At 70.3% G+C, this 12,017-nt stretch carries 9 protein-coding genes; 6 read left to right on the top strand and 3 right to left on the bottom strand.

Features of this window, described 5'->3' with window-relative positions:
* Nucleotides 1-30 precede the first annotated feature (30 nt).
* Nucleotides 31-501, top strand: coding sequence for a MarR family transcriptional regulator (locus tag ABZ855_RS12915; RefSeq protein WP_360805405.1), 471 nt, complete (start codon nt 31-33; stop codon nt 499-501).
* A gap of 72 nt (nt 502-573) precedes the next feature.
* Here the strand turns inward: ABZ855_RS12915 and ABZ855_RS12910 are convergent, their stop codons facing one another.
* On the bottom strand, nt 574-1,992 hold the full coding sequence (locus ABZ855_RS12910; protein WP_360805402.1) for a cation:dicarboxylase symporter family transporter: 1,419 nt from the start codon (nt 1,990-1,992) through the stop codon (nt 574-576).
* A 145-nt stretch (nt 1,993-2,137) separates the two neighbouring features.
* Nucleotides 2,138-3,772: a peptide-N4-asparagine amidase gene (locus ABZ855_RS12905; RefSeq protein ID WP_360805399.1), complete on the bottom strand. Its 1,635-nt coding sequence runs from the start codon at nt 3,770-3,772 to the stop codon at nt 2,138-2,140.
* A 216-nt stretch (nt 3,773-3,988) separates the two neighbouring features.
* On the opposite strand from ABZ855_RS12905, the gene ABZ855_RS12900 reads away from it, so the two are divergent.
* From ABZ855_RS12900 to ABZ855_RS12885, 4 genes are all read left to right on the top strand, one after another.
* Complete coding sequence (locus ABZ855_RS12900) at nt 3,989-5,803, top strand: ABC transporter ATP-binding protein (RefSeq protein WP_360805561.1); 1,815 nt, start codon at nt 3,989-3,991, stop codon at nt 5,801-5,803.
* Nucleotides 5,800-7,581, top strand: coding sequence for an ABC transporter ATP-binding protein (locus tag ABZ855_RS12895; protein ID WP_360805396.1), 1,782 nt, complete (start codon nt 5,800-5,802; stop codon nt 7,579-7,581). The genes ABZ855_RS12900 and ABZ855_RS12895 overlap by 4 nt, the downstream gene beginning before the upstream one ends.
* Nucleotides 7,582-7,722: 141 nt before the next feature.
* Nucleotides 7,723-8,193 (top strand): DUF5709 domain-containing protein, encoded by a 471-nt coding sequence (locus ABZ855_RS12890; protein ID WP_360805393.1) that lies wholly within the window; start codon nt 7,723-7,725, stop codon nt 8,191-8,193.
* Nucleotides 8,194-8,250: 57 nt separating this feature from the next.
* A complete protein-coding gene (locus tag ABZ855_RS12885; RefSeq protein WP_319203290.1) occupies nt 8,251-8,508 on the top strand; it encodes a type B 50S ribosomal protein L31 in 258 nt (85 codons plus the stop codon).
* A 38-nt stretch (nt 8,509-8,546) separates the two neighbouring features.
* Here ABZ855_RS12885 and ABZ855_RS12880 read toward each other — a convergent pair whose 3' ends face one another.
* Nucleotides 8,547-9,341, bottom strand: a complete 795-nt coding sequence (locus tag ABZ855_RS12880) for a metal-dependent hydrolase (protein WP_319203292.1) — start codon at nt 9,339-9,341, stop codon at nt 8,547-8,549.
* A 145-nt stretch (nt 9,342-9,486) separates the two neighbouring features.
* Here ABZ855_RS12880 and ABZ855_RS12875 point away from each other — a divergent pair, with 145 nt between their 5' ends.
* Nucleotides 9,487-12,000, top strand: a complete 2,514-nt coding sequence (locus tag ABZ855_RS12875; RefSeq protein ID WP_360805388.1) for a DUF3516 domain-containing protein — start codon at nt 9,487-9,489, stop codon at nt 11,998-12,000.
* Nucleotides 12,001-12,017: the final 17 nt, after the last annotated feature.

Below are 12,017 nucleotides of genomic sequence, written 5' to 3'. Positions count from 1 at the left end.
CAATGAACTGCGTCCTGATATTGTTCCCGTATGAGTTCCCCCGACGCCGACGGTCCGCTCGCCGACCAGCTGCTGAGCCTGACCCGCCGTCTGCACCGCATCCACAAGCACCATCTGGAACAGCGCGGAGTCGGCATCACCCCTGCCCAGTCACGGCTGCTGCGCACCCTCTCGCGCCACCTCCAGCACCACGGTTCGCGGCCGCGGATGGCCGATCTGGCGGAGGCCCTGGAGGTGGTCCCCCGGGCGGTGACGACACTGGTGGACGCGCTGGAGACGAGCGGCAAGGTGCGCCGGGCGCCCGATCCCGACAACCGGCGGGTCATCCGGATCGAACTCACGGACGTCGGCCGCAAGGCGCTGGACGAGTTGCGCGGAGCGCGCCGCGCGGCGGCCGAGGAAGTCCTCGCGCCGCTGACGGACGAGCAGCGCACGGTACTGGGCGGGCTGCTGGACACGCTGATGGACGGCGCCGGCGCTCCGCCCGCTCGGCACTGCTGACAGAAAAACGGGCTGTGGGCCTCCACCGGTGTCTCACCGGTGGAGGCCCACAGCCCGTCCGAGCGGCGCGGGTCAGCCCGCGGGCTCCTTGGTGTCGGACGCCTGGGCCGGGACCGCCGACTCCAGCGGCTCCTTCACCACGGCCACCTTTGCGTCCGCGTCGCCCTCGGCGCCCTCGTCGTCGTCCTCTTCGGAGATCACGATCTCCCGGTCGAGGACCTTCTTCGCGCGCTCCAGGTCCAGCGCGCCCTCCCAGCGGGAGACGGCGAAGACGGCGACGCAGTTGCCGAGCAGGTTCGTGACGACGCGCATCGAGTCCATGATCCGGTCGACGCCCAGCAGCAGAGCGACCGCGCCGGCCGGGATGGCCCCGAGCGAGGAGGCGGTCGCGGACAGGGCGAGGAAGGCCGAACCGGGGATGCCCGCCATGCCCTTGCTGGTGAGCATGAGCACCAGGATGACGGTGATCTGCTGGCCGAGGCTGAGGTCCACGCCCACGGCCTGGGCGATGAACAGGGTGCCGATGGAGAGGTAGAGCGACGCGCCGTCGAGGTTGAAGGAGTACCCCGTGGGCAGCACCAGACCCACGGCGTCGTCGCGGGCACCGGCCTTGCGCAGCTTCAGCATCACGCGCGGCATCACGGACTCGGTGGAGGCGGTGCCGAGCGCGAGAAGCATCTCCTCACGGATGTAGCGCAGGAACTTCCAGAGGCTGAGGCCGGTGACCATCCTGAGAGCGACGGCGAGCAGCGCGATGAAGAGCGCGGCGGCCGCGTAGCAGAGGATGATCAGCTTGGCGTACGTCTCGATCACACCGAGCCCGTACTGACCGATCAGCACCGCCATCGCGCCGAACACCGCGATCGGGGCGAGTCGCATGATGAAGCCGACGACCGCGAAGATGATCTCCTGGGCCTGCTCGATGGCGGGCAGCACCTTCGGCACCTTGGTGTGGCCGAGGTGGAGCAGCGCGGCGCCCACCAGGCAGGCAAGGATCAGCACCTGGAGGAGTTCGTTCTCGGCGAAGGCGCCGACGAAACTGGTGGGGATCGCGTTGACGATGAACTCGGTCGTCGACGGCAGCGAGCCGCCGCCGGTCTTCGCGTCGATCGCCGAGGTGTCGAGCGTGGACGGGTCGACGTTCATGCCCGAGCCGGGCTGGACGACGTTGGCGGCGAGCAGCCCGATGACCAGGGCGAGCGTGCTCGCCACCTCGAACCAGATCAGGGCCTTGAGCCCGATCCGGCCGAACGCCTTGAGATCTCCGGCTTTGGCGATGCCGACGACGACCACACAGAACACGAGCGGCGAGATGATCGTCTTGATGAGCCGGGTGAAACCGTCGCCGAGCGGTTTGAGATCCGTGGCCACGTCGGGCCAGAGCTTGCCGACGACGATGCCGAGCACAAGCGCGACAGCGACCTGCGCGAACAGTGAAGTACGCAGTATGCGTGCGACGCGTCGCGGCAGGGACGGTACGGACTGCGGCACGAGCACTCCTCCAGGGGGGTTTCTGGGATGCGGAAAAGCGCTTCCGCGTCGCACACACTATTGAGGACCTGTTCGCGCCGTCTGCAACTTGCGTATGACGGCCGTGTAAATCATCGGCCGCCCCCACAGCGCGCTCACAGCGCTGTCAGCAGCGGCTCCGGTCCTCCGTGAGCACCCCCTGCACGGTTACCAGCGAACGGTCGTGGCATCCCGCCGAGCTGTGGAGTCGGTAGCGCTCGCTCGTCGTCCCGACGGCGTGGCGCTGGTCGCGCGGCACATTCGCCGTATACGTCGCGTCGCCCGCGTAGGTGTCGTCGAGCCACGACCACGCCGTGCGCCGCCCGGCCGATGTCTCGGTGACGGCCGCCCGGTCGCCGAGCGTCAGCACGGTCCGCAGACGGTCGCCCGCGCCGAGCGTGGTCGTGCCGTCCATGGTGTACGTCCGCTGCGTGCGCGTCGTCCTGGCCGGTCCGCGTCCGTCGACGGTGACCTTCTCGGCGTCCGTCCAGGTGGCGGTGAGGCCGTCGGTGTTCTCGCCGTCGGTCCAGCGGTGCACGGAGGTGTTGGCGAGGGCGCGGCTGACGGTGGTGACGACCCTGCCGTGCGAGGTGTTCACATACCCGGCGACGGTCAGCCGGTGAGCGCCCTCGGTGTCGAGACGGTGCAGCTCGTCGGCCGAACCGGGTGTATACGTCGAGGAGTTGGCCAGGCCGCTCGCGTGGTGCGCGGTCAGGCCGCCGGTGACCCGGGCGCGCCCGGCGTCCTGCCAGACGAGGACGTTGACGGGGGTGCTCCAGCCGGCCTGCCCCTCCGGGACGCCGACGACGGACACCTGCACATCATGCGGGCGGCCGTCGTTGAGAACCCCGGCGAAGGGGGTCAGATCGTATTCGATGGGTTTGATGTCGAAGGCGCGCGGCCCCGGAACCACGTACCAGAGAAAGGGGTTGGACCAGCCGCCGGTCCAGACGGTCGGGAACGGGGCTGCGATTCCGGCCAGTTGTCCGTCGACCTTGATCTGCACCTCGCGGTAAGGGCCGTCCGTGGCCTTGCAGGAGTAGGGCGCGGCGTCGGGGACAGTGAGGTACCAGTACTCCTCGCAGCCGCCGCCCGAACCGGTCGCGTACACCTCGGCGACGATCCGTTCGCTGTTGCGCGGGGTGGTGAGGGTGCCGTCCTGGAGGGTGAGCACGCGGTCGGGGGTGTTCTTCGCGAGGGGTTTCCCCGCGTAGAACGTCAGGGTGACCTTGACGTCGAGAACGCCGGTGTAGGTGTCGTTGACAACGTTTCCGATGAGCATCTCGACGGGCTGGGGCCTGCTCAGGGTGTCGCTGTAACGCGTGACGTCCTTCTCCACGGACCAGGCGATGCCGTCCGGCGAGGGCTGCGGAGTGGAGGTACGGAGGACTTCGACGCCGCCGATGTGAAGGTAGCCGAGCCGGTCGTACTGACGGCCCTTGACCTTGCCGTCCATGCGCAGCACGACCTTGCTCCAGCTCGCGCCGCATCCGCCCGGAGGCGTGTACGTGCCCTCGTAGGGCGTGAAGTCCTTGAACTGGGCCTCGGCGACGGTGACTTCGCAGGACGGGGTGCCGACGGGCCTGGTGACGGGCGGGGCGGCGGTGACCGGGTCGTGCCAGTCGGTGCCGAACTCGGCGGGCACGTCGACCGTCCGGGCGGCCCCCGCTGCCGCTGCCGACTGGGCGGGTCCCGCCCCGAGGAGGGTGCTCGCCACGAGGGTCGCTCCGGCAAGCATGGACATGATGATCCGGCTTCTCATGGCCGGTGTTCTACGGGCAGTCGGCCCCGCACGGCAATGAGGCGATCAACCGCCAATCGGGCCGAATCCACGCCTCTTGCCGGAAAACCGTTTGCCTTCGGCCACGCTGTGACGCGAACCTTTCACGGCCCGTTGTAGGCCTCCCGGCCTCTGGTAACCCCCCACTGTCACCCCCGAAACCACCCCCTCATGCGAGATGCGAGCCACTGGGACGTCATGAAGATCCAAGACCTTCCGTACCCCGACCCTGGTGAGCCGGACGCGCGCTCGGGCCCCAGATTCCTGTACTGGCTCTTCCGCAACCAGCTCGGCGGTCAGATCACCTCTCTCGCCTGGGGACTGCTGCACTTCGTGGCCGTGTCCGGACTGCCGTTCGGCGTCGGGTTCGCCGTCCAGGCCGTCGTCGACCGCTCGGGCGGCCGGCTCGCCCTCGCGGGCGGGCTGATGGTGCTGTGCGGTGGGGCCATCGCACTCGGCGACAGCATGCTGCACCGGGCCGCGGTCACCAACTGGATCACGGCCGCCGCCCGCGTCCAGCAGCTCCTCGCCCGCAGGACCGCCCAGCTGGGCTCGGCCCTCACCCGACGGGTCGCGGCCGGTGAGATCGTCGCCGTCTCCACCGGGGACGTGGAGAAGATCGGCTGGTTCGTCGAGGCCCTCTCCCGGTTCACCGCCGCCGCCATGACCGTCGTCCTGGTCTGCGTCGGCCTGTACGTCTACCAGCCCGCCCTGGGCATCGTCGTCGCCGTGGGTGTCCCGGTCCTGGCGCTCGCCGTGCTGCCGCTGCTGCCCCGGGCCACCCGACGCGCCGACTTCCAGCGCGAGAAGGCGGGCCGTGCGACCGAACTGGCCTCGGACACCGTCGCGGGGCTGCGGGTACTGCGCGGCATCGGCGGCGAGGAACTCTTCCTCGACCGCTACCGCCGGGCCTCGCAGGAGGTGCGCCACGCGGCCGTGCGCAGCGCCCGTATGTGGGCACTGATCTCGGCGGTGCAGGTGCTGCTGCCGGGTCTGCTGATGATCGCGGTCGTCTGGCACGGTGTGCACCTGGCCAGGCAGGGCCGGATCACCGTCGGCGAACTGGTCACGGTGTACAGCGCGGTCATGCTGCTGACGTATCCGCTGCGGCACTTCGAGGAGATCGCCATGGCGTACTCCTTCTCCCGGCCCTCCGCGAAACGGGCCGCGCGGGTGCTGTCCTTGGAGCGCGCCACGGACACGGCGGGTTCACGCGAGGCCGTGGTGCCGACCGGTGATCTGTACGACCCCTCGACCGGGTTGCTGGCACCCGCCGGGCGCCTGACCGCCGTGGTGTGCGGCGATCCCGACGCGGCGGGTCTGCTGGCGGAGCGACTGGGCGGCCACCCCTCCGAGAAGGGCACCTCGGCCCTCCTCGGCGGCGTGCCGCTCGACGAACTGCCGCTCGCCAGTACCCGCACGGCCGTCCTCGTGCAGGACAAGGACCCGGTGCTGCTCTCCGGTTCGCTGCGCGAGCTCCTCGACGTGCCCGCCTCGGGTGCGGTGAGCGCCGCCGCGGCGCTGGCCGCCGCGCAGTGCGGGGATGTGCTGGAGGCGCTCGTGCAGGGGTCGCTCGACGCCGAGGACCCGCTGGACGCGCGGATCACCGAGCGCGGACGGTCCCTGTCGGGCGGGCAGCGCCAGCGACTGGCGCTGGCACGGTCGCTGATCACGGACCCCGAGGTGCTGGTGCTCGACGAACCGACGTCGGCCGTCGACTCGCACACCGAGGCCCGGATCGCGGACGGGGTGAGTGAGTTGCGCGCCGGCCGCACGACGGTCGTGTTCACCTCCTCACCGCTGCTCCTGGACCACGCGGACCGGGTGGTACTGGTCCACGAGGGCGAGGTCGCCGCGGTCGGTGTGCACCGCGAACTGGTGCACAAGGACCCGCGGTACCGGGCCGTGGTGACCCGCGAGACCGAGGACGAGACGGCCCTCGACCCCGATCTCGACGACCTCGGTGACATGGAAGAACTCGCAGAACTCAAGGAAATCGGAGAGACGGCATGATCGGCGTGGCGCCACCGGCGTACGATCCGGCGGCCCCGACCACGGCGAGCACCTTGCCGGTCGGCGCCTCCTCGACCGTTCGCGCCTACGTGGCCGAACTGTTCCGCAGGCACCGGCGTGCCTTCCTGCTCCTGGTCACCGTCAACACGGTCGCCGTGGTGGCCTCGATGGTCGGCCCGTACCTGTTGGGCGACCTCGTCGAGCGGGTCTCGGACGACGCCCGCGAACTCCATCTGGAGCTCACCGTCGGCCTGTTCGCCGCCGCGCTGGTCGTACAGGCCGTCTTCGTACGGCAGGTGCGGCTGCGCGGTGCGATGCTCGGCGAGCGGATGCTGGCCGACCTGCGCGAGGACTTCCTCGTCCGGGCGGTCGGGCTGCCGCCGGGTGTCCTGGAGCGGGCCGGCACAGGTGATCTGCTCTCCCGCATCACGACCGACATCGACCGGCTCGCCAACGCGATGCGTGAGGCGGTTCCGCAGCTCGCCATCGGCGTGGTGTGGGCCGCGCTGCTGCTCGGCGGGCTCGTCGTCACGGCACCGCCGCTCGCGCCGGCCGTGCTCCTCGCGGTGCCGCTGCTGGTGGTCGGCTGCCGCTGGTACTTCCGGCGCGCTCCCTCCGCCTACCGCTCGGAGGCCGCCGGGTACGCGGCCGTCGCCGCCGTGCTCGCGGAGACCGTGGACGCCGGGCGGACCATCGAGGCCCACCGTCTGGGCGACCGCCGGATCGAACTGTCGGACCGGCGGGTCAGGGAGTGGACGGCCTGGGAGCGCTACACGCTGTGGCTGCGGTGCGTGCTCTTCCCGGTCATCAACGCCACCCATGTCACGGTGCTCTGTTCGGTGCTGATGGTCGGCGGGGTCTTCGTGCTCCAGGACTGGATCGACGTGGGCCAGCTGACCACGAGCGCGCTGCTGGCCCAGATGCTCGTCGACCCGGTGGGGATCATCCTGCGCTGGTACGACGAGCTCCAGGTCGCCCAGGTGTCGCTGGCCCGGCTCGTCGGGGTCCGGGACATCGAGCCGGCGGCGGGTGACCCCTCGCTGGTCCCGGACGGGCGGGACGTGCACGCGGACCGGGTGCACTTCGGCTACCGGGAGGGCGTGGACGTGCTGCGCAAGGTGTCCCTGGAGGTCGCACCGGGCACCCGGCTGGCCCTGGTGGGCCCCTCGGGCGCGGGCAAGTCCACCCTGGGCAGGCTGCTCGCCGGGATCTACGCGCCCCGCACCGGCCACATCACCCTGGGCGGCGCCGAGCTGTCGCAGATGCCGGCCGAGGAGGTTCGCTCGCACGTGGCGCTGGTCAACCAGGAACACCACGTCTTCGTCGGCTCCCTGCGCGACAACCTGCTGCTGGCCCGTACGGACGCCGGGGACGCCGAACTGTGGGCGGCGCTGGGCGCGGTCGACGCGGATGGCTGGGCCCGCGCGCTGGACGAGGGGCTGGACACCGAGGTCGGCTCGGGCGGGTTCGCGCTCACCCCGGCACAGGCCCAGCAGATCGCCCTGGCCCGGCTGGTCCTGGCGGACCCGCACACGCTGGTCCTGGACGAGGCGACGTCGCTCCTCGATCCCCGGGCGGCCCGCCACCTGGAACGGTCCCTCGCCCGGGTCCTGGACGGCCGTACGGTCGTCGCCATCGCCCACCGGTTGCACACGGCGCATGACGCGGACGTCATCGCCGTCGTGGAGAACGGCCGGATCAGTGAGCTCGGCAGCCATGGCGAGCTGGTCGCGGCGGACGGGGCGTACGCGGCGCTGTGGCGGTCGTGGCACGGGTGACACAGCGGTGATCGGACAGCGGGGCGGGGCCTGGTCGGCCTCGTCCCGTTGCGCGGTCCCGTCGGCGGGTGGAACGCTGGAGGCGGCTGCCCGCTCCTGTGGGCGGCGCCGGGGTCGGTCCGCACCCACCTGGAGGTACCCGTGGACAGTGACGAGGGATGGGGAGACGACGTCTACCAGCCCGACGGATCCGAGGTCCAGGACGACGCGGGCCTCCTGGACGCCGAGGACACCCTGGTCACCGACGGGGTCGACGACCCTCTCGACCGTGGCTGGTCCCCTCCGGACCGGCCCTGGGCAGTCGAACGCACCGGTGTGACGGCGGCGGAGCGCAGACAGGGCGAGACCCTGGACCAACGCCTCGCCGAGGAGCTGCCGGACATCTCGGCATCGGACGGCGACGGCATCGGCGACTGCGCGGGCACGGACGGCGAGCCGCTGGACAACGAGGTGGGCGCCGCCCGCTCCGGCCGACTGGTAGCTCCCAACGAGGGCGCGCACGAGGACGAGGAGAGCGGGCTGATCGCCACCGACGTGGGCATCGACGGCGCCGCGGCCTCCGCGGAGGAGGCCGCGATGCACATCGTCGACGAGGACGCCCTGTCCGGCTGACCGTCCGCCTGAAGCAAAGGCCTCTCGGGGCCGACGGTTCGACCAAGGAGTACGCGCATGCAGCAGGACAAGCAGCCGGCCTACCAACCGGTCGTCTTTCGGGACCGGGCCGCCGGATACGCCTTCCTGACCCGGTCCACCGCGACGAGCGAGCAGACCATCGAGTGGGACGACGGCGAGACCTACCCGGTCGTGGATGTGGAGATCTCCTCGGAGAGCCACCCGTTCTACACCGGCAAGGCCCGGACGGTGGACACCGAGGGCCGCGTCGCCGCCTTCGAACGGCGCTACGGCGGTGGGGACGTCCAGGGCTGAGCCGGCCGCAGCCGAGACGGCCGTCCCGGCAGTCGGCGTCAGATGAAGTTGAGCGCCGCCGCGCAGCCCACTCCCCCGAGCAGCATGAACGCCGGCATGAGCACCTTCAGCTCGACCCAGCTGCCGGCCCGGAATCGCAGGGCCTTCGGCGGACCGACCGGGTACCAGCGCTTGCGGCCGATCGGGATGGGCCACAGCACCGGGCAGCCGGACACCGTCAACGCGTCCCCGATGTCGTGTACCAGCGCGCCCAGCACGATCGGCAGCCCGAGCCACAGATACTGCTGCCCCGGGTCGGTGAACAGCCAGTCCGAGCCGTTGCCCGGCTTGTCCAGCACACCCGCCAGGATCCAGGCACTGGTCGCGGCGAGCAGCCAGACCAGGATGTCGGCGCTGGAGCCGCGGGTCGCCCGCCACAGCAGGCCTTCGATGGCGAGCACGATGTGCACGAAAAGGAGTGCCAGGACGGCCCAGCGGCCGCCGGTGATCGCGAGGGCGGAGGCGCCCGCACCGATCAGGACCGCCCACAGCCAGGTGTGGGTCAGTGTCCGGTGCCCGCCCGACCGGCGCGGGTCGCCCTGCTTCTTCGTCGCCTTGTAGACGGCGTAGGACAGCTTGTCGACGATCTCGCACAGTCCGCGAGAGATCGGTCCGAAGGCACGCGAGATCGTCGCCGCCTTGTGGTCGAGGTCCGGAGCGAGTGCGGCACCGGCGCAGATCAGGGCACCGACCAGGACGACCGGCCAGGGCATCGGCTTGCCCGCCGCGGCCGCGGCGGCTCCGACCCCGAGCCAGGCAGCGGCCCCCGAGAGTGAGTGTGCTGGTCCCATCATGGCCGTTTCCCGCCCTATTCCTCGTACGCCGCTGTCCAGTTGACCGGGTGCGCTGACGCTCCGTCGGCGACACAGCGTAGCGGCCGTGATCTTCGGACGGGCATCCGATTCCCCCTTCACCTGGGATCGCAGGCAAGATGGGGGCGTGACCCTCATCGATCAGCTGCCGCAGACCGCAGACCCCGACGCCCTCTACGAAGCCTTCGAGTCGTGGGCCCAGGAGCGCGGTCTCACGCTCTACCCGCACCAGGAGGAGGCGCTGATCGAGGCCGTCTCCGGCGCGAACGTGATCGTGTCCACGCCCACCGGCTCCGGCAAGAGCATGATCGCGGCGGGTGCGCACTTCGCCGCGCTGGCCCGTGACGAGGTCACCTTCTACACGGCGCCGATCAAGGCGCTGGTCTCCGAGAAGTTCTTCGAGCTGTGCAAGATCTTCGGCACGGAGAACGTCGGCATGCTGACCGGCGACGCGTCCGTCAACTCCGATGCCCCCGTCATCTGCTGCACGGCCGAGGTGCTGGCGTCCATCGCGCTGCGCGACGGCAAGCAGGCGGATGTCGGCCAGGTGGTGATGGACGAGTTCCACTTCTACGCCGAGGCCGACCGCGGCTGGGCCTGGCAGATCCCCATCCTGGAGCTGCCGCAGGCGCAGTTCATCCTGATGTCGGCGACGCTGGGCGACGTCTCGATGTTCGAGAAGGACCTCACCCGCCGCACCGGCCGCCCCACCTCGGTGGTCCGCTCGGCGACCCGCCCGGTCCCCCTGTCGTACGAGTACAAGCTCACGCCCATGACCGAGACGCTGACGGAGCTGCTGGAGACCAGGCAGGCGCCCGTCTACATCGTGCACTTCACCCAGGCACAGGCGGTGGAGCGGGCGCAGGCGCTGATGAGCATCAACATGTGCACGCGCGAGGAGAAGGACAAGATCGCCGATCTGATCGGCAACTTCCGCTTCACCACCAAGTTCGGCCAGAACCTGTCCCGTTACGTCCGGCACGGCATCGGCGTGCACCATGCCGGCATGCTTCCCAAGTACCGGCGGCTGGTCGAGAAGCTGGCCCAGGCGGGCCTGTTGAAGGTCATCTGCGGCACGGACACCCTCGGCGTCGGCGTCAACGTGCCCATCCGCACGGTCCTGTTCACGGCCCTGACGAAGTACGACGGCAATCGCGTACGGACCCTGCGCGCGCGGGAGTTCCACCAGATCGCCGGCCGGGCGGGCCGCGCGGGCTTCGACACGGCGGGCTTCGTCGTCGCGCAGGCGCCCGAGCACGTCATCGAGAACGAGAAGTCGCTCGCCAAGGCGGGCGACGACCCGAAGAAGCGCCGCAAGGTGGTTCGAAAGAAGGCACCCGAGGGTTTTGTCGGCTGGTCGGACACCACCTTCGAGAAGCTCATCGCCTCCGATCCGGAGCCGCTGACCTCCCGCTTCCGGGTGACCCACACGATGCTGCTGTCGGTGATCGCGCGCCCCGGCAACGCCTTCGACGCCATGCGGCACCTGCTGGAGGACAACCACGAGCCGCGCAAGCAGCAGTTGCGGCACATCCGGCGCGCGATCGCCATCTACCGCTCGCTCCTTGACGGCGGTGTCGTCGAGAAGCTGGACGAGCCGGACGCGACCGGACGCATCGTGCGTCTGACCGTGGACCTGCAGCAGGACTTCGCCCTGAACCAGCCCCTGTCCACCTTCGCGCTGGCCGCGTTCGAGCTCCTGGACCCGGAGTCCCCGTCGTACGCGCTGGACATGGTGTCGGTGGTCGAGTCCACGCTGGACGACCCGCGCCAGATTCTCGCGGCCCAGCAGAACAAGGCGCGCGGGGAGGCCGTCGCGTTGATGAAGGCGGACGGCGTCGAGTACGAGGAGCGCATGGAGCGCCTCCAGGACGTGTCGTACCCGAAGCCGTTGGAGGAACTGCTTTCCCACGCCTACAACACGTACCGCAAGAGCCACCCGTGGGTCGGCGATCATCCTCTGTCCCCCAAGTCCGTCATCCGTGACATGTACGAACGCGCCATGTCCTTCACCGAGTTGGTGTCCCACTACGAGCTGGCCCGCACCGAGGGCATCGTGCTGCGGTATCTCGCCGGCGCCTTCAAGGCCCTCGACCACACCGTCCCCGACGACCTCAAGTCCGAGGACCTGGAGGATCTGATCGCCTGGCTGGGCGAGATGGTGCGCCAGGTCGACTCCAGCCTCCTCGACGAGTGGGAGCAGCTCGCCAATCCGGAGGTGGTGACCGCCGAGGAGGCCCAGGAGAAGGCCGACCAGGTCAAGCCGGTCACGGCCAACGCGCGTGCCTTCCGGGTCCTCGTCCGCAACGCCATGTTCCGCCGCGTCGAGCTGGCCGCGCTCGACCAGGTGAACGAGCTGGGTGAGCTGGACGCGGAGGCCGGCTGGGACGCGGACGCGTGGGGCGAGGCAATGGACAAGTACTGGGACGAGTACGAGGACCTCGGCACCGGCCCCGACGCCCGCGGCCCCCGGCTGCTGATCATCGAGGAGGAGCCACAGAACAGGCTGTGGCGCGTCCGGCAGATCTTCGCCGACCCGAACGGGGACCACGACTGGGGCATCAGCGCGGAGGTCGACCTCGTGGCCTCCGACGCGGAGGGCCGTGCAGTGGTCAAGGTCACCGACGTCGGGCAGCTGTGAGCACAGGAGAATCACAC

It is taken from the genome of Streptomyces sp. NPDC047042, from assembly GCF_040644035.1.
Taxonomy (GTDB): Bacteria; Actinomycetota; Actinomycetes; order Streptomycetales; family Streptomycetaceae; genus Streptomyces.
This window is presented reverse-complemented; position numbering and strand designations above follow the sequence as displayed.

Coding starts and splice junctions, on each gene's coding strand:
- ABZ855_RS12900 (WP_360805561.1), top strand. CDS start 3,989: ATGAAGATCCAAGACCTTCCGTACCCCGACCCTGGTGAGCCGGACGCG.
- ABZ855_RS12895 (WP_360805396.1), top strand. CDS start 5,800: ATGATCGGCGTGGCGCCACCGGCGTACGATCCGGCGGCCCCGACCACG.
- ABZ855_RS12880 (WP_319203292.1), bottom strand. CDS start 9,341: ATGATGGGACCAGCACACTCACTCTCGGGGGCCGCTGCCTGGCTCGGG.
- ABZ855_RS12905 (WP_360805399.1), bottom strand. CDS start 3,772: ATGAGAAGCCGGATCATCATGTCCATGCTTGCCGGAGCGACCCTCGTG.
- ABZ855_RS12915 (WP_360805405.1), top strand. CDS start 31: ATGAGTTCCCCCGACGCCGACGGTCCGCTCGCCGACCAGCTGCTGAGC.
- ABZ855_RS12885 (WP_319203290.1), top strand. CDS start 8,251: ATGCAGCAGGACAAGCAGCCGGCCTACCAACCGGTCGTCTTTCGGGAC.